We start from the raw sequence: 21,792 nt of genomic DNA on the forward strand, positions 1-21,792 counted from the left end.
TTCGCGATCAGAGGGCGCTGGAGATAAACTTCTCCAGCGCCGCGAGACTGTCCGGAAAGCTGCGCCGACATAAGCCGAAGCGGACATGCTCATCGCCCGCATCGAAGCAGAGGCTCGGTGCCAGCGCTATGGATGCTTCGCTCACCATTCGGTCGCTCAGTGCCTGCGTACCTCCGGGACCGTGCCAGCGCGGAAAAGCGACGGTTCCGGCACGGGGCGGCACCCATGAGAACAGGTTGTTGTGCCGGGTGATGAAGGCTTCGGTGGCCTTGATGCTCGCCTCCAAAATGTCGCTGTTGCGCCGGATCAGCTTTTCCTCGTTCCGGAAGGCGATGTCGGCGAGGAAAGCCACGGGGGCAGGAACATAGCAATTGAAAAGGTCTTTCAAGCGCGTTAGCGCGCGCATGGTTTCCATGTCGCGGCTGGCGAGCCAGCCGAAGCGCAGGCCGGGCAATCCGCATGTTTTTGAGAGACCGTGTAGCGAGACGGCTTTTTCGTAGCGATCCGCGAGGCGCGGTACAGCGGTATCGGCAGGCAAGCCCGCATATATTTCATCCGAGAACAATAACGTACCGGAGCGTTCCAGCAGCGCCAAAAAGGTGGAGAGATAGGCCTCATCCGGCATGAAGCCAGTCGGGTTTTGAGGAAATGTCGCGATGACAGCTTTTGTCGGATTCGATAGCAGGCCGGCAAGCTCGTCGAGATCCGGTACCCAGTTTTTTCCGGCCTTGCCGGCCAGGGAACGATCTCCGCACCACGCCATTCCGGCAGCAGAAGATGCTGTGGATAACAAGGCGTCAGCACGATCACCCGGTCCGTCGGCTCGATTAGTGCGGTTGCGAGTAGGGCAAGACCTTCATCAAGTCCGCTGGTGATCAGCACACCGTCAAACGGAACAGAATTGAATCTCGCCGCAATTGCTGTCCGCAGGGTGGATGGACCGAAGCGCTCCGGATAGTCGAGCCCGAGATCAATAAACTGCTCCGCTGCATCTGGCTCAAGCGCGAGGAGCTCGGCCTGGCCGACGGGTTCCGACGCGGATGCGCTCATCTTATGGCGGGCGGCAATGGTGGCCGGATCGTCAAAAAACTCCTGAAGTCCTCGTTGCTTCGTCATGTCCGCTTCTCGCCGCTATTCGCAAATCCATGCTGGGTCTCTAGCATTGGAAACCAAAAGCGGCGAGGGTGATTCAGTCAGGTATCCGAAGTCACGTCAGGCAATAGCTGCTGCTGCGTCATGGCTCCGCAATATCCGGTCAAGATCGCTGAAACAGGCGTCCCAGCCACCGCAGATGTTGAGCCGCGTGCTTTCGCTTTCCACCATCGAATGGCTCAACCGGACACGGGTCCCGTCCGCCACCTCTGTGAAATATATGGCGACTTCCGATGCTGGAGAAGTTTCGCCCTTCCCGGTGGCGGTCTCTTTATGATGGCGCCAGGTAAAGACTAGTATCCGGCCGGGATCGATCTCCTCGTACTGTCCTTGCAGGACATCCCTTTCGCCGTCTTTCTCGGCGAAGGTGAATGTCCAGCTTCCGCCGACCTTGAGGTCGACCTTGGCAGTTTTCAGCGCTTTGTTGCCAAACCACTGAACCAACTCTTCCGGATCGGTGAAGGCCCGGAAGACGCGTTCGGGTGATGCCGGGAAGGTGCCTTCGACAATGATCGGGTCGGCACCATGCGGTGATTTCAGATAGGCGAATGTCATTTCTCTTGCTCCAGATAACGGGCGAGGCTTTTGAAGCCATCCTCCCAAAACTGCTTGTAGGTATTAAGCCAGGCTGCTGCGTCTTTCATCGGCCCGGCATTGAGGGCGCAGTAGCGGGTCCGGCCGCGCTTGCGGACGATGACGAGCCCCGCATCGGACAGGACGCGGACATGTTTGGAGACGGCCGTTTGTGACATGTCGAACGGTTGTGCGACATCCGACAGCGCGGCCTCTCCCTCATGCAGGCGGGCTAGAATGGCCCGGCGTGTCTCGTCCGAAAGGGCTGCGAATGTCTGATCGAGTGCTGGCATTACTCACGCTCTACAGTGAACTGATTGGTTGACTATACTGGGTGCAGTTTTATTAGTCAACTAAATGGTTCACTTAATACCTCATAGAACCAAAGACAGGCTGATGCAGTTCAGTCGCCGAACCGGAAATCCGGAAAAGACAGAAGGATGATTGTATTTCGGTGCGTGAAAACCAGGGTATCTGACGTCGTCAGGAATGGTTGAGTGCTGTTTGTGTCGTTTCGTGTCTGGATGGTCCGAAGTATAGCGCAGTTTCAGATAGTATTCGCAGGGAGGTAACAATGCTTTCGAGATCCATAGGATTTGCAGTTGCTTTGGTTGGAACTCTGGCTTTCTCGACAGAGGCTGTCGAAGCGCAGACCGTGAGTGTAACGCCGCTTGGCAGCCATGAAGGCGAGTTTTGCCGTTTCGATCGGGCCATGATGTTCGAAGACCCGGATGGCACACGTATTCTGTACGATGCGGGGCGCACGGTTGCCGGGGTAGATGACCCGCGTCTCGGCAAAGTGGATGCGTTGCTTGTCAGCCATATGCACGGCGATCATGTGGGTGACCGTCACATCGATGCGGTCAATGCAGGGGAGTGCGGCGCGCCGGCTATGACGAAGGTGGTTGTGCCGAATACCAACAGCGTGAACATCGCGCTTGGCAAATCCGCGCTGATTGTCACCGGAAGCGAGATGCCGCGGTTTTTCGCCAGCAAGCTTAAGGCGCTTGGCGGCGACCCGAAAAAATCCCAGCTCGTTCGCTTCGGTGCATCTCGCAAGGTTGGCGGTGTCGTTATCACGACTGTCCCGGCAGTTCATTCAAATGGGGTGGCGGGTTCGTTTATCGGTGGGGAACTCGGCAAACTGCTGAATGCTTCAGGACTGACGGCTTATGCCGGGCCGCCGACTGGTTATGTGCTGACTTTCAGCAATGGACTTGTTGCTTATCTTTCAGGCGACACTGGCGTGACATCGGAGCAGCGCACGGTGGTTGGCGAGCAGTACGGAGCCGAGCTTGTGGTGATGAATATTGGCGATACTTACACCACCGGCCCCACCGAGGCGGCTTTTGTCGTGAATGAATTGATTAAGCCCGCTTCGGTAATCCCCTCGCACGCTAACGAGGTCGGAACCAGGGGAGGCAAGGTCGTCGCTGGCAGCAAGACGGATATTTTTATCAAAGCACTAAAGGTTCCGGCGCATTTACCACTCAGTGGCAAAGCCATGGCTTTCGACGGTTCCGGAAAGTGCACATCTGGGTGTTAGGAACATGTTCTACGCCTAGGCGTTTAGTTTGATCTTCCAGAGAGAGGCTGCGAACGCCGCAGTTTCTTTTGGTTCAGGCTTGTTGAACCGATACCTGTGGCGGGGACTTTCTGGGAGACGCTGGCATGTGATGAGTGAACTTGAACACAATCAGAATGCGCTCAATATGCCCGGGTGAGCCAAACGGCAGCATGAGAGACGTGAAGAATTCTTGCCGCCCGCTGGCCCAACTTGCAGGGCCGCCGGCATAATATGTGGATTCCTTACCGCAGCACTGGCGCAGACAATCCAAAAAGTCTTCCGCGCCTTTGATCTGGCTGACCAACTGGCCGGTAATGTCCCTGCCGATCGACGAACGGACGCCTGTACCGACGATTCTGATGCGAAAATCGTTGCCTTCTAGGGGTTCCAGTACGGCAAGTAGTGGCAAGCACTGACGAGGCAATTCCACGGGGTCGAGCGTTGACTTTGGCGCCAGTTGGGAGTCATTTCGTGCGGTCTGCCAGTACTCATACATGGCGCGTTGAGCATCGCTGGCGAGGTCTTCCGCTGAAGGATCCTGGATGAAAGTATGTAAATCCATGGTTTGTCCCGTGCCGGCAGCTTGGTTGATTTCGATCTTTAAGGCATCCGGAAAGACGTTTGTTTTCCAGAGTGGGGCCAGTATGAATCAATTTTGACGGTAATTCGAGCCCGGGACGCAAGTTGATATTCCCATACCGGTAATGCGATTGTTACCTGTCGCGTCAATGTGATTGAGGTTTGAACAAAGGCCTGCCGGAAATCGTGGCAAAACAGCGGACATTCGAATTCCTGCTTTGGAGGTTGTCTGTGTCACCACGTCTGTTTCTACGTTTCGGATTGATCGCCATTGGTATGGTGGCCGGCTCTCTGTTTCTGACTCCGGCTCCGGTCGTAGCGGGCGAGCGTCCTGTATATACGGGATTTCTCTCCAATCTCGCTGTGAATGGCTACGATCCCGTTGCCTATTTCAAAGAAGGGCGGCCGGTTGAAGGCGGTTCCGATCACACGCTTGAGTACCAGGGCGCCGAGTGGCGCTTTGTTTCCTCGGAAAATCGCGATGCATTCAGACAGAACCCTGAGCAATATGCACCGCAATATGGAGGCTATTGTGCCTGGGCCGTTTCGCAAGGGTATACGGCTAAAGGGGATCCGATGAACTGGCGGGTCGTCAACGGTAAGCTCTATCTGAATTACAATACGGATATCCAGATGCGCTGGGAGCGGGATATTTCTGGGAATATTCGCTCTGCAGATCAAAACTGGCCGCAGATTATCAACTGAATTTCTCAAGTTCCGATATACGACCTGTAGCCCGCTCGCAATCGCCCTGTCGCTCGACTACCCTCTTTGAAAAAACGACAAACGGGGGAAATGATGTCGGAAGCAACAGGAATAGTGGGACTCGGTAACGCGGGTCTCGCAGTGGCATCGGCGCTGCTGAAGCATGGCCCTGTCTTTGGGTATGATCGCTCAAAGGAACGCTGCAAGCTGGCGCAGGATGCCGGTGTTTACGTGGTGGAGACTCTCAAAGATCTCGATGGCCGGACGCCTGCCGTTCTGCTGTCTTTACCCAAGCCGGAGGCTTCTCTGGCGGTGTCGGGGACCATTGCCGCTTGGTCAAGCCTTCCGGCACTTGTTATCGAAACCAGCACGGTGACGCCGGAGACCGCACAGAAAACGGCAGCACTTCTGGAAGCCGCCGGGGTAGGCTTCGTCGATGCCGCGATCGCCGGCGGTGTTGCCAGTATGGCGGCCGGAGAGATTACGTTTTTCCTTGGTGGTACAGACGCAAACAAGGCGGCAGCGAAACCGATCCTGGACCGTATCGCCACGCGGATTCACGACCTTGGTCCGGTCGGAGCGGGGATGGGGACGAAGGTCGTCAATAACGGCGTCATGCACGCGGTCATGGTCGTCCTGATTGAGGCATTCGCCATGTCGCGCAAGCTCGACATTCCGACGGATACGCTGATTGAAATCCTGAACAGGGAGGAAGGCCTGTTGAGGCCTTTGCTTCATCGTGTCGGAGAGCGGATGCAGGATGGCAATTACACTGGCGGGATGTCCGTCAGCAATGCGCGGAAGGATTCCGTGCTGGCCCTTGAAACCGCGCAACAGCTTGGTGTGCCGATATTTGCCACTCTGGCTGCGCATACTCCCTATGAGATTGCCGAATCGATGGAAATGGGAGGGCAGGATTACGCGTCATTGGCGAAGCTATGGGAGGATTGGTGTGACATTAGCTTTGAGCGCTGAGCGCGTCTCTCAGCCGTTCGGAAAATCTGCGTCGCAAAATGAAACTTCGCGTTTCTGATACGGGTTTGTGCTAGGACCGAATAGTTACTATTACGTTGAAAGAGATAGCCTTGATTGGTTTCTAGTAAATTTATCGTGTTTGTGTGGGGCGGTCAGAGCAATGACCTTTGGAGACTCGGGTTCACCAATTGGCGATGCCCTTGACCAGATTGCAGGCAGGTTGCGTACAGCCAGTACGCGTAATCTGCTGCACCATTGGCGCACGATCAAAGGGACCGATCCGGCGCCGAGCCGGCACCGGATTGACCCATCGGAATTGGTACAGATTCTTTCAAGCGTATGGCTTTGCGATTATGAGCGGGACGTAGACCGGTTCCGCTACAGGCTGACTGGCGAGAAAGTGGCGAAACGGTTCGGCCACAAACTCTCGAAGCACTATCTCGATGACAATACGGACCCTGACTATTATCCGCGCGTTCATCGTTATTACCAAAATGTCGTCGATTTCCCCGCCGTGTTGTACGTCTATGGACGGCTTTACGCAGAAACAAACAATCCTATTCATGGCGAGCGAATCTTGCTGCCGCTTTCCGACGATGGCCAGACCATGCTCGGTCTCGTAGGTGCGACGGCGGAGATCGTTCCGAGACAAAATACAGAAGTGCGCTATTTGCCCGAGTTTCAGAAGCACATTTATGTCACTTTAGAGACCGGTGCCGTTGTCGAGGAATCCTTGCCGGTTTGAACCTGTTATCAGTCCAAAGATGAATAAACGTTAACCCTGACGCGAATTCTTGATAACATTCGCCCTTAGTTTTTCCATAGTGACCAGCGCCAAGGCGTTTTGGGGGTCTGATGACAGCAATTCTCGTCGTGGACGATGACAAGTCTCTAAGGGATTTGCTGTCAGTAGTGCTTCGGGAACGAGGCTACGACGTGGAAACCGCAGAGGAAGGAAACGCAGCGCTGGCGTTGATGGCGCGTACGCGTTTCGAGATGGTGATCTCTGATATAATCATGCCGGGTAAGGAAGGCATGGAAACCATCAAAGAGATCCGCACGCTTTATCCCGATGTCCATATCATTGCCATGTCCACCGGCGGGTCGATGGGCAATTCTCAGGTTCTGGAATACGCTCGAATGATCGGAGCGCATGAATCGATCCCCAAACCGGTGGAACTGCCAAACCTGATCACCACCGTCGAGCGGATGCTGTCGTAGAAATCTCAGTGTCCGAAGAGCTTTGCGGATTATCATACTGAGGTTCCGGCTTCCGTAGCCTGTAAAGGTCGGCATAGTGTCCGGCGAGAGACGTGGTGGAGACGGTCAGGTTTTCGCCAGCCGCCTGACACTCTACCCAGACGCGGAGTCCGGGGCGGTGCTCGACATGGAACCAGGAAAGCCAGGTGAACAGCAGCCGCCGGAACCAGACGGGCATGCCGCGCTGATCACCGAAATCCACAATGTGCAGCGTGCCGCCGGGGCGAAGCAGGGAGACGGCCCGTTCCAGTGAGTCTTGCCAGGGCGGGATCATGGAAAGCGAATAGGAAAAAACGATGTGGTCGAAACCACCGGCCTCGTCGAAAGTAGTCTTCGGATCGAACTCTTCCGCATAGGCGAGCCCGAGACGCACTTTCACCTCAAGGCCCGCGCGACGCAGGGAGGCTTCCGCTGTCTCCAGCATCTCGGCCGAGGCGTCGATTCCGAAATAGCGGCAGTCCGGATGGCGCCGGGCCATCTTCACCAGATTACGCGCCGTGCCGCAGCCGATCTCGCAGACAGTCTGACCCGGAAGCGGTTCCAGCTCCCGGATCAGGCGGTCCCGGCCCAGCAGATAGTATTTCCGGGTCAGGTCGTAGAAGTGGCGCTGGATCCGGTAGATCCGGTCCATCTTCTCCCCGGCATCTTCCCCGGGACGATCAATCTCTGCGGATGTAGAGATGGAAGCCTCCATAGATGGACGAGCGGTCGCGCCGGCCAAGATCGAGGGACTGTTCGGCCTGATAATCCCAGCGGTCGAGAATTTCCGCGGGCACCCGGCCGGGTAGCGGGCTTTCCTCGCCAGCGGTGCGGAAGATAACCCGGGCACCCGGCGCCGAGGTGCGCAGGATCTCCGACCAGAGGGCCGTCAGCTGCTCTGTGTTCATCCAGTCCTGGGAATCCAGCAGGATGTAGCGGTCCCGACTTTCGGCGTCGCAGTCTGCCAGGAAGTCGGTCATCGAAGCCTGTACGACATCCACCTTCGATGCATTGTCCCGCAGGATCTGGTGATTGCTGTCCCTGAGATAGCGCGGGATGGCCTGCCGGTGCTGTCGGTCATAGCCGCGTCCGAATGCCTGCCAAGCGAAGTAATTGTCGTCGATCGAGAAATCGCAGGCCAGCCGCTCTAGGCGGGAACGCATCAGCCCTGCCATGTCGCCGCCCGCCGAGGACGATAGTGCCTCGAATTGTGCCGGTGGAATGCCGAGCCCGTAGAAGGAGACCGGCATCCGGCAGAGCGCCTTGACAACGCGGCTGTCGAAGACCGGACCGATCACGTCCTCGAACAGGGTGCGCTGCTCCTCCATGGTCTCCGCCCGCAGGATATGGCGCGGGTTTTTTCCATGCAGCCGGGCCACGAAATGCAGCAGGCCGATGAAGCGCCCGAGCAGTCCGAACTCGTAGACATTGCGGGTGAACATGTCGATCCGAAGGCCGCGCAGCCCGCGCTTGCTCCAGTAGGCCCGCGTCTCCGGGTCGAGATGCGGGGCGAGGTCGCGGAAATAGACACGCTTGTTTTCCCGCTCGTCCGCATGGCCGAAGAAGCGGAAAAACGTCTCGTGGTCGGGGAGCTGTTCCAGCGCCGTCAGTTTCAGCCGGGTGAGGGCGACATGGGCGGGGTTGAGATCGACGGCCTGGATATGCGCTGGCTGCTCCGTCAGATAGTTCAGGATATTGCAACCGCCCGACGCGATGGTGAAGATACGGCTGTTCTTGTCGAGCTGCAGCGCTTCCAGATCGACTTCGGGATCTTCCCAGATTTGCGGATAGACGAAGCCCTTGAAGGCCATTGTGAACATCCGCTCAAGGATGCCGCGCTTCGACAATTGCTTGTTCTTGATGACTGCGTCGGTGAGGAGGGTGTTGGCGGTCATGGGGGCGAACTCTCCCGGATGGCGCGGTTCCGCGCGAACGCCGCCGGACCGGTCCATATCTCGCCCTCCCTCATACGGGATTCATGTTGCAGCTTTGTTGCGGCAATACAGACAGATGCGGATCCCTGTGCCAGGGAAGTGCGTCGAAGAAATTGTGTGGAATATTAATATTTTAGATTAATAAAAATAAATAGTATATTGAAATAATGAAATATTATGAAATTTACCAGGAGTCCGTTCTTGCGTTGGAATGCTCGCTAGAGAATCTGGAGCCGCAGGGTAAAGCAGCACTCAGCCCGTGCAGAAGCGTGCGTGGAAACCCCAGTTTACGGTACCTCGAATCGGAGGTCAGGCGCGTCCGTGGCTGACGAGAGCGTCTCTGCCGCTCTGGCTTGCCTCGACAATGGCGCCAACTCCGGAGACGTAGCGACGGACCACGAGGCCCTGGTCGACGGCTTCTTCCCAGACGGTGAGGCGGGGGCAGGACGTCCGCCATGCATCCATGACCTCGCCATAGGGACGCGGCTTTTCGGCGACCCATTCCACGAGATCGAGGATCAGCGGTATCGGTGTGTCGTTCATGATGTGCTCCTTGCTCAGCCGGAGAGCGGGTAATCTATAACGGTTTGCGGGTGTATCTGAAATATGGGTTTCATGCCTGCGAGAAGAGTTTCGATTCTGCAATGAGGAGTACGGCAACGCACTCTGCTAGAGTCGCAGGAGCAATCAGCGGGAGGCGTTCTGGATGACTGATATCGTTCGCGTAATTGTCGCAGCGTGTCTCGCTGTCACGCTCTTGCTTTCGGCGACAGATGCGCGGGCACAGACAGATGCGCGGCTTGCCTGGGCCACCGCCTCGCCATCGATCTTCGAGGTGGAGCCGACGTGGCCCGGCTATCAACGGCCGGGCTTCGGTGCACCGGCGGGCACCGCGCCGGAAGGTACTGGCGTTGCCATCCTGCGCCCGGGCCTGATCGTCACGGCGGCGCATGTCGTCTCGAAGGCGACCGAGGTCCATGTCCGCGCGCCGGACGGCACCCGGCTTGAGGCGACCATCCTCGCCATCGACCAGAAAACCGATGTCGCTTTTCTGAGCATCGGCATCGACACCACTCCCATCGCTTTGGCCGACAAGCGGCCGGAAACCGGTGGACCAGTCTGCGCGCTTTCAAACGCGTTCGGTCTTGGTATCGGTATTACCTGCGGCGTGGTCTCCGCGAGCAAGCGGTCTGGCATTGGCTTCAACCACACGGAGGATTTCATCCAGACCGATGCTTCGGTCAATCCGGGCTCGTCCGGTGGTGCGCTGGTTGATCTGGAAGGCGGGTTGGTCGGGATGCTATCGGCGATCTTCACCAAGGATTCGGATTCCGATATCGGCGTGAATTTCGCTGTCTCGACGGACCTGCTGTTGAAGAGCCTGCCAGCGGCGTTGCGCTAGCACTGCCTTTTGCTCGCACTTGGGACAGGGTGAGATGCCGGGTGCGGACTTGTTCCGAAGTTACCGGGGCGGGATGATGCCGTCATCGGTCGCGTGACCGGCCAGAAGAAAGTCATGGAGGAATACAGATGCCCGCCAGTCTTCCGGGTCCGTTCGAAACCCTGAGTCTCGAGATGCCGTCCGAGCACGTCCTGTTGCTCACCCTGGACCGGCCGGAGCGCGGCAACGCTCTTAACACCCAGATGGGCTTCGATCTCCGTGATCTCTTCACTGCGCTCTATCACGACCAGCAGGGCATCCGCTGCATCGTCATCACAGGACGCGGCGAGAAGATATTCTGCGCGGGCGGCGACTTGAAAGAGCGCAACAACATGACGGATGAGGCCTGGCAGACGCAGCATGCGCTGTTCGAGCAGGCTGTCCGGGCGATGATGGATTGCCCGATCCCGATGATCGGGGCTGTGAACGGCGCCGCTTTCGCGGGCGGCCTCGAAATCGCGCTCTGTTGCGATTTCGTCTATTGCGCGCCGAATGCCCGCTTTGCTCTGACCGAGGTCACCCTCGGCATCATGCCGGGCGCGGGCGGTACCCAGAACCTGCCGCGCGCGGTCGGTGTTCGCCGGGCCAAGGAAATCATCCTGACTGGCACCCCTTTCAGCGCCAGTGATGCGATGGATTGGGGCCTCGCCAACAAGCTGTGCGAGGAAGGCAAGCTGCTGGAAGACGCGCTGGCGACGGCGGAAAAGATCGCGGGCAACGCGCCGATCTCCACACGCCAGGTGAAGAAAGCCATCGACATGTCGACCCAGCTCGACCTGAAAAGCGGCTACGCCTTCGAGATCGAGGCCTATAACCGCATGGTCCCGACCGAGGACCGGCTGGAGGGCGTGCGGGCCTTCAACGAGAAGCGCAAGGCAGTGTTCAAGGGGAAATAGGGGGGGTACGCCCGGCCTCTTCTTGGCCGCCATTCCCAATTAACATCGTCATCCTGGACCCGATCCGGGACCTTTTTGATCGTGAAGCGGCGCCTGTTACAGAAAGGTCCCGGCTCTCCGGCCGGGACGACGCCCAGAGCTGATCGGCTTCACAACCCGGCGCCCGCCCGCCATTCCGATAGAGGCAGGAAACTCGGGATCGGACGCGGGTCTTCCGGCAACATTGCGATGAATTCCAGCGAGTGCCCGTCCGGATCGTCGAAATAGACGCTGGCGGCGGGCATCCAGCTCAGTACTACCGGCTCGTCAATCGCCTCCTCACCGTTCTTGGTTGGCGTTAGCCCTGCGGCCTTCAGCCTCGCGACCGACCGCTCGACATCCTCCAGCGCGACCTTGAAGGCAATATGCAGCTTCATCCCCATCGGCGCCGACCCGACACCCCACAACCCGAGCATCGCCGTTTCCGGAGCCGGCACCCAGAAGAAGGCGACGTTGCGATCCTTGACGATATGAGCCAGCGGCAGACCGAGCACATCCCGGTAGAAGGAGACGGAACGGTCCAGGTCTCGAACGGTAAGGTGAGCCTCGTAGAGACCTTTAATGGGAACGATCATCAGATGTCTCCTAATTTAGAAAGATTATGCTTGATAAAATAAGAAATGATCTTCACGACCGCAAGCGGTAAGCCGATGCACTGCCGTGCGCCGGGAACTGGGAAATTGCCTGCCGAAAGGCGCAAACCCCACCCCTTTCCCACCGTCGTTATCCCGGTCCGAGAGGCGGGGCCCATTTTTTCATAGAGCGGTGACGGTGGGCGTATGGATCCCGACCTGCGTCGGGATGACCTTGGAAAGGCGGGGAAATGAAGTATCGTGTCCCTTTAATTAGCCCCTTAATTCGCAAGGGGAAATAGGGGCGCCGCGCTCTATTAACATCGTCATCCCCACGCACGTGGGGACCCAGGGAACAAAGGCGGGACTTTACGATGCCTGGGTCCCCGCTTTCGCGAGGATGACGGTTTTTGGGGGACACAGTTCAGCACCATCGGCTCTTCAATCGACATCTCGTCGTTCTTGGTTGGCGTCAGCCCACAAACGCCGTCACCCCGGCTCCCCTACTTCGGCGTCGCGGCCGTACTGATCAGCAGATATTCGCTTGGAGTTCGCTTAACGAACTCGTCTTCGACCCAGCGGAGAACCCGCCTCTGGCCGCCGAATGCGACCATCTCCACCGCTTCGTCGAATCCGACCCACCGGTATTCGCTATGTTCATGATTGAGCATCACCTTATGTGCCTGATCGATGAAAGCGACGAACACTGGCGCCAAAATGATCGCATCGCGCGCCGCCTCGTAGAACTGCTCGCTGATATCGCCGGAGTAGAGCGAGACGGGCTTCAGGCTGGTTTCCTCTTGTAACTCGCGCAACGCCGCTTGCCAGGCGGTTTCTCCCTCTTCGATACTGCCGGAAATCTGGCACCATTCGCCAGCCGGCGTTCGGGTCCTTTTCAGTAGGAGTACTTCGCTCTGCGTTTCGGATTGCCGGACCGCAACTAGGGAGCTGAGCAAGGCGCGAATGGGAGTTTCAGGCATAATGTTCACTCATACAGTCGGAACAAAGTGGGTGGACGCCAGAGATTCAAGCGGACGGACCACATACCATTCTTTCGGTCATTGTCTCCATCGCCCCAATCACATCGCCAACCGGAATCAACTCCGGGTCCTTCCCGCCGTAATCCTTCGCATCGACGATCTTCAGCCGCACGGCGCTTGGCGCGTATTTCGCCGGGTTGTGCTTGCTGAAGAGCGAGACCAGCGGGGCGCCGCCCGTGGCCATCATGTGGCCGGTGCCGCTGTCGTTGGCGAGGGCGGCGTGCAGGCGGCCGGCGAGCGCCATGGCGAGGACCGGGCCTTTCAGGTGGGGTTTGTCGTCCGTCCGGTTCCATTCCGGGAAGAGGGCTTCCGGTACCGCCGCGCGCCATTCAGGGACTTTTGCCGCTTCTTCCGGTCCGGCGAAAAAGACCGGGGTCCGGCCTTTTGCCACCTGCTCCTTTGCGACGGCGAGGAAGTTCGCTTCCGGCCAGACCTTCACTTTGTCCCCGGCGCCGGGAGCGATGCCGATATAGACGGGGCCGTCCGGCAGCAGTTCGGCGGCGAGTGCCTTGTGTTCCGGCGCCACCACGTCGATCGGGCCTTTATGGGCGTGCGCCATCCGCTCCGGGGCGGCGAGGTCGAGCAGCAGGGTGAGGTTTTTCAAGAGGTGGCGGCCCGGCTTCTGGGCCGCTGTCGGGCGCGCGTCGGAGAGCCAGTAGCCCGCGCAGGCGCTGATAAACCGGCTGTGCCTGATCCGGCGGACGGAGAGGGTGCGGCGCAAAGTGATCTGGGTGTCGATCACAAGATCGAAGTGCCGGCCGTCCAGAGGGCGCGTGCCCCAGGGCAGGATATGGTTCATATCGTCGCCGATCCCGGCTTCGGTGATCACCTCATCCAGCAGGGGGGCGACCACTGGTGCGAGCGGGCCCGCATACATGGACGGGCCGAGTCCCGCCAGCCAGGTGATCCGCGCCTCGGGGAAGCGCGTCCGGAGATCTTTCAGGAACGGCAGCTTGAACAGGCCGTCGCCGATGGTTTCCCCGCAGGAATAGATCAGGATCGTCTCGGGCGTTTGCGAAGCGGCGGGCTTGGATGTCATGGCGCGTGATCGGTTCATTTTGTCGCGGGTCCGCACTATTACGAATCTTTGCTTCCAAAACCACACATGGTAGCCAAGCGGACCATTTTTTGTTTGGTCGGCATATACTCGGCAGATAACTGGAAAGCCCTTATGAGCGATACAATTCTGGTCCCCGTTGCGCCCGGCGAGATGCTGGACAAGATCACGATCCTGGAAATCAAGCTGGAGCGGATCGAGGACGTGGCGAAGCGCGCCAATGTCGAACTCGAACACACAATGCTGCAGAAGGTTCGCGGAGAGAAGATCCCGGAGAGCCCGGAGCTGGCCGGTGCCTATGCACGGCTGAAAGCGGTGAACGAGACGCTCTGGGTGATCGAGGACGATATCCGGGATTGCGAGCGTGGCGGCGATTTCGGGCCGAAATTCATCGAGCTGGCGCGCAGCGTCTACCGCGTCAACGACCAGCGGGCGGCAATCAAGAAAGAGATCAATCTTCTGCTTGGCTCCGCCCTTGTCGAAGAGAAGTCCTATAAGGATTATCTCCCGCCGGAGACGGCTAGCCAGTGAGGCGGGCATGACATTTTCCGGCGCGATGGCGCCCGATCCCCGTTTCGCGCGATTCCGGTTCTGGGCTCTGGCAGTCGTGCTGCTGCTGTTCGTGCCGGTCGGTGTGCTGGCCAAGCAGGCGATGGCGACGCTGTTCATCGCGCTGGCCATCCTGCTGCTCGGCGTTGTCTGGCTGGAGCGGCGGCGGATCGCATGGCCGGAAAAGCCGGTCCTGATTGTCTTTGCTGCCATTGTCGCCCTGTCGATGCTCGGCGCATGGTTCGGCGGAAATGGCCTGCACATTGCCGGAATGCTGAAAAAGCTAGGCTTGCTTGCTCTGCTACTGGTATGCGTCTCCGCCGCGCCGGAAATCAGGGCGGGGTTCTCGACGCGGCCGCTTGTGCTGTGTCTGGGCGCCGGAATTCTTCTCGGCGCAATGATTTTCACAATCGAGCTGAATTTTGATGCACCGCTCTACCGGTTTTTCTCCGGTAAGGGATGGGATGTTGACGTGGCTCCGTCCCGGTTCAACCGGGGCAGTACCGCGCTCGTCCTGCTGAGCTGGCCTGCCGCAGCGGGTCTGTGGCTCGCCGGTCGCCGTGCGGTGGCGCTGGTGCTTGTTCTGGCCGGGTTGGCCGTGGCTTCTATTGGAGAGTCCTCCTCGGCAATGCTTGCGGCTGTGGTTGGACTATTGATACTGCCATTGGCGGCTCTGAGTGGCCGGATCGCGTCCCGGTTCGTGTTCCTGCTCGCGTTACCTTTGATGATTGCCGCGCCCTGGCTGCTCGGCAACCTGCTGGTCTGGGTCCCGGATTATGTCGCGGTATTCCCGCCGTCTTTCGCGGACCGGCTGGAGATTTGGCACAGCGCATCCATGGTGGCACTGGAACAGCCATTTATCGGCTTTGGTCTCGGGGCAATGCGCAGTCTTGAGGTGCCGGAGGCGGTGAGGGCGACATACAGCTTCTTCAAGCATGGCACGATCCATCCGCATAACGCGGCAATCCAGATCTGGCTGGAGCTCGGCCTCGGCGGCATCCTGGCGGCCTTGGCGTTGATCTGGCGTCTGGTTGTGGCATCCGACGGGCTGCCGCGTCCGGCTCGGGCCGCTGCGATCTCGGCGCTTTGCTGCGGGCTGGTGATCGCCGCCGTCTCCTATGGCCTCTGGCAGGAGACGTGGCTCGGCATCATCGGCTTCACCGTGCTTGCCTTTGGCGTGCTCTGCCGCAACGAAAGCCCTTCCGACTGATCTCTTTTCCGGCGCTGCTCCCTGGTGTTTAGTTGTTCCAAGAACAGTGAAATAAACAGGGAGGCTCAAAGTGGCTCACTATCCGGCGGTCGACGCGGTCCGCAAAATTGGCATTCTCGGTGGCGGCACGATTGGCGCGAGCTGGTCCGCCTTCTTCCTTTCCAGAGGCTATGACGTTGTGGCTTGGGATCCGGGACCGGATGCCGAAGCCAAGATGCGGGCTTTCATCGACAATGCATGGCCACAGCTGACCGAGCTTGGGCTTTCCGCCGGTGCCGCCGTGGCGCGCTTCAGGTTCGTCGCGACGCCAGAAGAGGTGGTCGCGGGTTGCGATTTTATTCAGGAAAGCGCGCCGGAACGGCTTGATATCAAGCAGGAGCTTTATGCCCGCGTCGATGCTGTGATCGGGGAGCGGACGATCTTCGCCTCCAGCACATCCGGGCTGGTGATGAGCGATCTGCAAGAGGGCTTGAAGAATGCGCGCCAGTTCGTCGTCGGCCATCCGTTCAACCCGCCGCACCTGATCCCGCTGGTCGAGGTGGTCGCCGGGAAAGACTCAGATCCGGCGGCGGCGGACTGGGCGATGGATTTCTACCGGCATGTCGGCAAGCACCCAATCCGTCTGAAGAAGGAGCTCAAGGGCCATCTGGCGAACCGGTTGCAGGCCGCGCTCTGGCGTGAGGCTGTGATGGCGGTGAAAGAGGATGTTGCCTCCATCGAGGATATCGACGCCGCAATGGCGCAGGGACCGGGGCTGCGGCTCGCCCTTATGGGCCCGCACATGATCTTCGGTCTGGCAGGCGGGAAAGGCGGCATGGGACATTTCTACGATCATATCGGCCCGGCTATGGAAGCCTGGTGGGAGACCATGCAGGAAACGCCAAAGCTGGATGCGGATCTCCGGGCGAATTTGATTGAGGGCGTCGACGCGGAAGCGGCCGGCCGGTCCATCGACCAGCTAGAGGCCGAGCGGGATGAAAAGCTTATTGCCTTGCTCAAGATGCTTCAGGTGAAAGGGTAAAGACTGAAATGGCCGGTCCTGGAAAATCCGTGATCGTTATCGGCGCCGGGATCGTCGGCGTTGCCACTGCGCTTTGCCTCCAGATGGAGGGACACCGGGTGACGGTGCTCGATCCCAAGTCTCCCGGAACCGCGACGTCGTTTGGCAATGCCGGGTCGATTGCGATTGGCGGGATGTATCCGACTGGGTCTCCAGGAAATCTGAAGCAGGTGCCGAAAATGTTGATGGATCCTGCCTCGGCCGTTTCCATTCGCTGGTCCTACCTACCGCGAATAATGCCCTGGCTCGTGCGTTTCTTCGCGGCGAGCCGGCCGTCCCGGGTGGCACAGATATCCCGCGAGTTGGCAAGTATCGTTCCGTCGGCCGCCGAGGCCCATCTGTCGCTGATGAAGGCTCATCGGATCGAGGGCATCGTCAAGCCCCTCGGCTGGCTAAAGGTCTATGCCGGGGAGAAGTCTTTCGCGGGCCCGCTTGAGGAGCGGCAGACCATTGAGCGTTTGGGGGCGAACGTGCAGCTCCTGAACCAGGACGAACTTCGCCAGCTGGAGCCAGCCCTGTCGCCACACTTCACCCATGGCGCCTTTCAGCCCGACAACCATTTCGTCACCAGTCCGCTCAAGCTGACTGAGGCCTATGCCCAAGCTCTCATCGTTTTGGGTGGCCGGTTCCTCGGCGAGAAGGTGACGCGGTTCGAATTTGACGGCGCCAGGGTGCGCAAAGTGATTACAGATCTCGGCATGCATGAAGCGGACAATGTCGTTGTTTGCGCTGGTGCCTGGTCCGGGAGGATCTGTGAAATGCTCGGTTTCAGTGTGCCTCTGGACACGGAACGCGGGTATCATCTCAACATAGGTGCCGAAGATAACCCGAAGCTTAGCCGCCCGGTGGTGGTCGGTGACCACAGTTTTGTGCTGGCGCCGATGCAGGACGGCATTCGGCTGACCAGCGGTATCGAATTTGCCGGCATTGATGCCCCTCCGGACTTCAGGAGTATCAGGCGTATGGTGCCGCTGGCTCAAAAGGCTCTTCCCGGTTTGGGAGATAAAATCACCCGGGAGTGGGTCGGATGCCGACCGTCTACGCCAGATAGCAAGCCTGTGATTGGGGTTGCGTCGGGGATACCGAATGTGTTCCTGGGGTTCGGACATGGCCATCTCGGGCTTACACTGGCGGCGCGTACCGGTTATGTGTTGGCTGATCTGGTCTCTGGCCGGGTGCCTTCCATTGACTTGATGCCGTTCAGTGCCGGTCGCTTTTAGCTCTCGTTCAGGTTGGCATATTCATATTACGGGGGTCTGACAAACCTAGCTTACAGACTATCATGTTGAGAAAACCATTGCTTGCGGCGTCTCATGGGATAAGAGTCCCGTGGGGACTCATAGGCATTTACGAGAATCCAGTTTGAAAGGGAGAAGCATGAAACGCTTTCAGAACCCAATATTGAAAAAGTCCGCTGCCGTATTTGGAGCGGTACTTCTATCCGGCTGTGCCGGCATGCAGCTCGACAATGCACGCATGGTTGAACCAAAAGGAAGTGATTTCAGCACTTCGCTTTACAAGGAATACATGGCTCTCTCTGAGCTCGAATTCCTAGAAGGCGATTATGGTGATTCCGATGCGTTTGCGCTGCGGGCAATCTCAGCCGCTAACAATAACCCGACCACCCCGGAAGAAATAAGCGCTCGTAATCTGCCGCCAGCGAACCAGGGCGAACTTGCAACAGCCCGCCGCGAGTTGGTCGAGGCCCTGGCTGCAACGGCGACCGAGAAAGCCTCTGTTAACGCCGCGCAGGCACAGGCCGCATTCGAGTGTTGGATGCAGGAGCAGGAAGAAAACTTCCAGCCTGACGATATCGCCCGCTGCCGCGCAGATTACATGGCATCGATGAAAGCCGTACGTTCCGCGCTTGCACCGGCTCCGGCAGCTGCCGCTCCGGCACCTGCTCCGGCGCCGAAGGCTCCGCAGCGTATGGCCGCGACCTACACCGTCAACTTTGACTTTGACTCTGACAAGATCACAGGCAAGGCCAGCCAGATCATCGCTGATGCAGGCATGGCGGTCGACGAGATGAAGGCAAGCACCATCATCCTGTCCGGGTATGCTGACCGATCCGGTCCGGAAGCCTACAACATGGCGCTCTCGGAGCGCCGGGCGAAGGCCGTCATGGGGGCGCTCGACATTCGGTCGCGTATGAAGATCGCCGGGTCCACAGAGATCAAGGTCTATGGCGAGAAGAACAATAAGAAGAAGACCGAGGATGGTGTTCGCGAAGCTGAGAACCGCCGCGTGAAGATCGAAATCATCCGCTAACAAGCGGACACCAAATAGGAATAAGGCCGCCTTCGGGCGGCCTTATTTTTTGCTACGCTTTTATGCAATCCGTTATCGGAGTTCGGACCGTTATCCGAATTTGGCGAGGCCTTGCAGGGTCTGGCGGATGATCTGGCGGGACCGCCATAGCACCATTTCCTTCCAGTCGGCTTTGTCCGGGGAATAGTGATCCCGGATCTGCTGTTTTATGCGTTTCGTCTCCGGCGCCGACCAGTCAACATCGCCCTGATTGTGCAGCCAGTGGTCCTCGCGGAGCACAGTCAGACCACGGTCCGTCGGGAAGGTGCCGTATTCCAGGGCGACATAGGTGTAATCATCGCCTAGTTTGGCATTCCATAACTCGCGAGACGTGCCGTGCAACGGAATCGAAGACGACGTGCCCAGTTCGGGCACGCCAACGGAATCCCCATACATCTCGACAACCCGCTTCATGCCAGCACTGCCGGGAAGGTGGGCACAGATCGGCTCGCCATATCCATAGGGGCCAAGGCCGGTGTGGTAATCGATGACGCTTACCAGAGAGCGGTCCGCAAGCTTGAAGTCACGGATGATCTTCTCTAGCGTCTGGCGCGCCCATGACGGGCCGAAACCGCCGAAGAACATGCTGTGTGCGTGCTTGTATTGTCCGGCCTTGCGAGCCGTCTGGAAAGCGCTTTCGCCATGTTCGATCCGGTAGTTGGCGATCTCTTCTTTTGCCTTTGTCATGGTCTCTTCATCGAGGGACTGCGGGACGAGGGCATCGACCAACTCGTCATGGCCCGGGTTTTCCGGAATGGGCTTCGTGAAGTCGATATAGTTACGGTTCAGATCGCAGCCTTCTTCGGTGACCCGGCGCAGCCAGGCAAAGCCGTGCGGGTTCAGCGCATGGATGTGCAGCGCTGCCATGTCTGCGTCGAGACCCTGCCGGGCACCGGACAGGAACCAGTCGACCTGCGCGCCCGAGCCGCAGAAACCCTCCACGCCGTGGGTAGAGGAGATCGTCACCAGAACTTTCGTGGCATCCTTCGGCCCAACCCAGGCGGCGTCACAGGCGAGGGTTTCGCCATAGGGACCCTTATTAGGGTTCTCGTAAGTCGTGACCGTGGCGCCTTCGCGCTCGGCCGCCGCGAGGAAGCGCTCGCGGGCCTGACGGTAATCTTCGGAAAACGCGTGATCGATGAATTCGAGGATGCTCATCTGGTCCAGTCCATGGGGAAGGTGGCGAAAGCCGTGAAGGAGGAGAGACTAGCAAACAGCCACATACTGGCACCATTGCCGTAACGGAAATATCTGTTGAGCTGATCGGGACAAGTTGTCAGCGTTGCGGCCACTGTATCCATAAGTGTGTGCCAGAAAAGTGTGAGTGCGAGTCGTCATGGCGTTACCCGGAAATATCCTGCTTATCACTGCCGATCAATGGCGTGGCGATTGCTTGTCGGTCCTTGGCCATCCGGCGGTGCGAACGCCGCATATCGATGCGCTGGCGGCAGATGGCGTTTTATTCGAGCGGCATTATTGTCAGGCTGCACCGTGTTCACCGGCCCGCGCCTCTCTCTATACCGGGCTCTACCAGATGAACCACCGGGTTTGCCGTAACGGCAGTCCGTTAGATGCGCGCTTTACCAATATCGCGCAGGAGGGACGACGTGCCGGGTACGGTCCTGTTCTGCTTGGCTATACTGATCAGACCCTCGATCCGCGGATCCGGCACGCCAAGGACCCGCGCCTCACCACGTATGAAGAGGTGCTGCCGGGCTTTGAACGCCACACCCGATACGATGAGGACGCGTACGACTGGCTGCATTGGCTGGAAGGCAAGGGTGAGGATGCGTCGGGAGGTCTCAAGGGCGTCTACGGTTCGGTGCCGAAAGATGGTCCGTTCAGCCGGGCCGACCTGACGCCAAAATTCGCCTCGGAGCACACGGAAACTGGCTACATAACTGAACGGTTCCTGGATTATCTGGGGCAGCAGGACGCGGACAAGCCCTGGTTCGCCCACCTATCCTTCATCAGGCCGCACCCGCCATTTTCGGTGCCGGAGCCCTACAATTCGATGATTGAGGACGGGCTGGTTCCGGAACCGAACAGGGCGGAAACGGTTGAGGCGGAAGCGGCGCAGCATCCGTTCCTCCGTTTCATGCTGGGGCGTGTGCCGTCGAAGCATTTCGTGCCTGGCGGCGGCGACCGGCTGGTGACCGATTGGAGCGAGGACGAAATCCGGGCTGTTCGGGCGGTCTACTTCGCCATGGTGGCGGAGGTCGATGCGCAGCTCGGCCTGCTGGTTGAAGGCTTAAAGAAGGCAGGAGCCTATGACGACACATTGATCGTACTGACAAGCGATCATGCTGAAATGCTGGGAGACCATCACCTGTTCGGCAAGCTCGGCTATTTCGAGCAGAGCTATCATATTCCGCTCATTGTCAGGATGCCTGGAACGAACAATCCGCGTGGTGTCCAAGTAGACAGGTTCACGGAATCCATCGATATCGCGCCGACACTGGCGGAATGGTCCGGTATCCCGACACCGTTGCAATATGATGGCCGGTCCCTGTTGCCGTTCCTGAAAGGCAAGGAGCCGTCTACTTGGCGCGATGCGGCCCATTGGGAATTCGATTTTCGGGATGTTACCGGTGGCATTCCGGAAGCTGAGCTTGGCCTTCGGCTTGATCAGTGCCAACTCGCTGTGCGCCGGGAGAACCGTTTCAAGTATGTGCATTTTGCCGGACTTCCTCCGCTGTTCTTCGATCTGGAGAACGATCCGCATGAGCTTGTGAATCTCTCCGGTAACCCGGACTATGCAGCCGAGGAATTGGAAGCGGCTCGCGGGATGCTTTCCTGGCGTCAGGCGATGAGCGAGCGCACTTTGAACGGGATTGAAGTAACGGCTGAGGGGCCAGTAGAGCGGAGCTTTGCCGAGCGGTTTTAACGAACCC

24 protein-coding genes are annotated in these 21,792 nt (G+C 58.7%); 13 read left to right on the plus strand and 11 right to left on the minus strand.

The window, feature by feature from the left end; all coding sequences use genetic code 11:
• Nucleotides 1–7: 7 nt before the first annotated feature.
• From ABJ076_RS13615 to ABJ076_RS13625, 3 genes are all read right to left on the minus strand, one after another.
• Nucleotides 8–763 (minus strand): aminotransferase class I/II-fold pyridoxal phosphate-dependent enzyme, encoded by a 756-nt coding sequence (locus ABJ076_RS13615; RefSeq protein WP_348194001.1) that lies wholly within the window; start codon nt 761–763, stop codon nt 8–10.
• Between the two features lie 449 nt (nt 764–1,212).
• The gene (locus ABJ076_RS13620; RefSeq protein ID WP_348194003.1) at nt 1,213–1,707 is read right to left on the minus strand and encodes an SRPBCC domain-containing protein; all 495 of its coding nucleotides are present in this window, start codon (nt 1,705–1,707) and stop codon (nt 1,213–1,215) included.
• Complete coding sequence (locus ABJ076_RS13625) at nt 1,704–2,018, minus strand: metalloregulator ArsR/SmtB family transcription factor (RefSeq protein ID WP_348194005.1); 315 nt, start codon at nt 2,016–2,018, stop codon at nt 1,704–1,706. Before ABJ076_RS13625 ends, ABJ076_RS13620 begins: the two co-directional genes overlap by 4 nt.
• Nucleotides 2,019–2,299: 281 nt before the next feature.
• On the opposite strand from ABJ076_RS13625, the gene ABJ076_RS13630 reads away from it, so the two are divergent.
• Entirely contained in the window at nt 2,300–3,271 is a 972-nt protein-coding gene (locus tag ABJ076_RS13630; protein ID WP_348194007.1) for an MBL fold metallo-hydrolase, read from the plus strand.
• A gap of 73 nt (nt 3,272–3,344) precedes the next feature.
• On the opposite strand, the gene ABJ076_RS13635 is transcribed toward ABJ076_RS13630, so the two are convergent.
• Entirely contained in the window at nt 3,345–3,854 is a 510-nt protein-coding gene (locus ABJ076_RS13635; protein WP_348194009.1) for a PAS domain-containing protein, read from the minus strand.
• 248 nt (nt 3,855–4,102) lie between these two features.
• On the opposite strand from ABJ076_RS13635, the gene ABJ076_RS13640 reads away from it, so the two are divergent.
• The 4 genes from ABJ076_RS13640 (at nt 4,103) to ABJ076_RS13655 (ending at nt 6,772) form a co-directional block, all read left to right on the plus strand.
• On the plus strand, nt 4,103–4,576 hold the full coding sequence (locus ABJ076_RS13640) for a YHS domain-containing (seleno)protein (RefSeq protein ID WP_348194011.1): 474 nt from the start codon (nt 4,103–4,105) through the stop codon (nt 4,574–4,576).
• A 93-nt stretch (nt 4,577–4,669) separates the two neighbouring features.
• A complete protein-coding gene (locus tag ABJ076_RS13645; protein WP_348199690.1) occupies nt 4,670–5,551 on the plus strand; it encodes an NAD(P)-dependent oxidoreductase in 882 nt (293 codons plus the stop codon).
• A 160-nt stretch (nt 5,552–5,711) separates the two neighbouring features.
• A complete protein-coding gene (locus ABJ076_RS13650; protein ID WP_348194014.1) occupies nt 5,712–6,296 on the plus strand; it encodes a PAS domain-containing protein in 585 nt (194 codons plus the stop codon).
• Nucleotides 6,297–6,406: 110 nt separating this feature from the next.
• Nucleotides 6,407–6,772, plus strand: coding sequence for a response regulator (locus ABJ076_RS13655; protein ID WP_348194015.1), 366 nt, complete (start codon nt 6,407–6,409; stop codon nt 6,770–6,772).
• On the opposite strand, the gene ABJ076_RS13660 is transcribed toward ABJ076_RS13655, so the two are convergent.
• The 3 genes from ABJ076_RS13660 to ABJ076_RS13670 form a co-directional block, all read right to left on the minus strand.
• Complete coding sequence (locus ABJ076_RS13660) at nt 6,744–7,442, minus strand: class I SAM-dependent methyltransferase (protein ID WP_348194017.1); 699 nt, start codon at nt 7,440–7,442, stop codon at nt 6,744–6,746. The genes ABJ076_RS13655 and ABJ076_RS13660 overlap by 29 nt on opposite strands.
• Nucleotides 7,443–7,470: 28 nt before the next feature.
• On the minus strand, nt 7,471–8,742 hold the full coding sequence (locus ABJ076_RS13665; RefSeq protein ID WP_348194018.1) for a DUF3419 family protein: 1,272 nt from the start codon (nt 8,740–8,742) through the stop codon (nt 7,471–7,473).
• Nucleotides 8,743–9,033: 291 nt separating this feature from the next.
• Nucleotides 9,034–9,267: a hypothetical protein gene (locus ABJ076_RS13670; RefSeq protein ID WP_348194019.1), complete on the minus strand. Its 234-nt coding sequence runs from the start codon at nt 9,265–9,267 to the stop codon at nt 9,034–9,036.
• A 163-nt stretch (nt 9,268–9,430) separates the two neighbouring features.
• Between ABJ076_RS13670 and ABJ076_RS13675 the strand changes: the two genes are divergently transcribed.
• Nucleotides 9,431–10,126: a trypsin-like peptidase domain-containing protein gene (locus ABJ076_RS13675; protein WP_348194021.1), complete on the plus strand. Its 696-nt coding sequence runs from the start codon at nt 9,431–9,433 to the stop codon at nt 10,124–10,126.
• Nucleotides 10,127–10,254: 128 nt separating this feature from the next.
• Nucleotides 10,255–11,061 carry an enoyl-CoA hydratase-related protein gene (locus ABJ076_RS13680; RefSeq protein WP_348194023.1) on the plus strand — a complete coding sequence of 269 codons (807 nt, stop codon included), beginning with the start codon at nt 10,255–10,257 and terminating at the stop codon, nt 11,059–11,061.
• Nucleotides 11,062–11,210: 149 nt separating this feature from the next.
• Here ABJ076_RS13680 and ABJ076_RS13685 read toward each other — a convergent pair whose 3' ends face one another.
• From ABJ076_RS13685 to ABJ076_RS13695, 3 genes are all read right to left on the minus strand, one after another.
• Nucleotides 11,211–11,675, minus strand: a complete 465-nt coding sequence (locus tag ABJ076_RS13685) for a VOC family protein (RefSeq protein WP_348194025.1) — start codon at nt 11,673–11,675, stop codon at nt 11,211–11,213.
• A 500-nt stretch (nt 11,676–12,175) separates the two neighbouring features.
• Nucleotides 12,176–12,652 (minus strand): NUDIX domain-containing protein, encoded by a 477-nt coding sequence (locus tag ABJ076_RS13690; RefSeq protein ID WP_348194027.1) that lies wholly within the window; start codon nt 12,650–12,652, stop codon nt 12,176–12,178.
• 46 nt (nt 12,653–12,698) lie between these two features.
• The gene (locus tag ABJ076_RS13695; protein WP_348194029.1) at nt 12,699–13,769 is read right to left on the minus strand and encodes a glycosyltransferase family 9 protein; all 1,071 of its coding nucleotides are present in this window, start codon (nt 13,767–13,769) and stop codon (nt 12,699–12,701) included.
• A 114-nt stretch (nt 13,770–13,883) separates the two neighbouring features.
• On the opposite strand from ABJ076_RS13695, the gene ABJ076_RS13700 reads away from it, so the two are divergent.
• The 5 genes from ABJ076_RS13700 (at nt 13,884) to ABJ076_RS13720 (ending at nt 18,859) form a co-directional block, all read left to right on the plus strand.
• Nucleotides 13,884–14,300 carry a DUF6165 family protein gene (locus ABJ076_RS13700; protein WP_348194031.1) on the plus strand — a complete coding sequence of 139 codons (417 nt, stop codon included), beginning with the start codon at nt 13,884–13,886 and terminating at the stop codon, nt 14,298–14,300.
• Between the two features lie 7 nt (nt 14,301–14,307).
• A complete protein-coding gene (locus tag ABJ076_RS13705; protein WP_348194033.1) occupies nt 14,308–15,528 on the plus strand; it encodes an O-antigen ligase family protein in 1,221 nt (406 codons plus the stop codon).
• A 70-nt stretch (nt 15,529–15,598) separates the two neighbouring features.
• A complete protein-coding gene (locus tag ABJ076_RS13710; protein WP_348194035.1) occupies nt 15,599–16,549 on the plus strand; it encodes a 3-hydroxyacyl-CoA dehydrogenase NAD-binding domain-containing protein in 951 nt (316 codons plus the stop codon).
• A gap of 8 nt (nt 16,550–16,557) precedes the next feature.
• On the plus strand, nt 16,558–17,808 hold the full coding sequence (locus ABJ076_RS13715) for an FAD-binding oxidoreductase (protein ID WP_348194037.1): 1,251 nt from the start codon (nt 16,558–16,560) through the stop codon (nt 17,806–17,808).
• A gap of 157 nt (nt 17,809–17,965) precedes the next feature.
• Nucleotides 17,966–18,859, plus strand: coding sequence for an OmpA family protein (locus ABJ076_RS13720; RefSeq protein WP_348194039.1), 894 nt, complete (start codon nt 17,966–17,968; stop codon nt 18,857–18,859).
• A gap of 90 nt (nt 18,860–18,949) precedes the next feature.
• On the opposite strand, the gene ABJ076_RS13725 is transcribed toward ABJ076_RS13720, so the two are convergent.
• Entirely contained in the window at nt 18,950–20,056 is a 1,107-nt protein-coding gene (locus tag ABJ076_RS13725) for a M14 family metallopeptidase (RefSeq protein WP_348194041.1), read from the minus strand.
• Nucleotides 20,057–20,234: 178 nt separating this feature from the next.
• Here ABJ076_RS13725 and ABJ076_RS13730 point away from each other — a divergent pair, with 178 nt between their 5' ends.
• Nucleotides 20,235–21,785 carry an alkaline phosphatase family protein gene (locus tag ABJ076_RS13730; protein ID WP_348194043.1) on the plus strand — a complete coding sequence of 517 codons (1,551 nt, stop codon included), beginning with the start codon at nt 20,235–20,237 and terminating at the stop codon, nt 21,783–21,785.
• Nucleotides 21,786–21,792: the final 7 nt, after the last annotated feature.

This window comes from Nisaea sp. (assembly GCF_039990255.1).
Lineage (GTDB): Bacteria > Pseudomonadota > Alphaproteobacteria > Thalassobaculales > Thalassobaculaceae > Nisaea.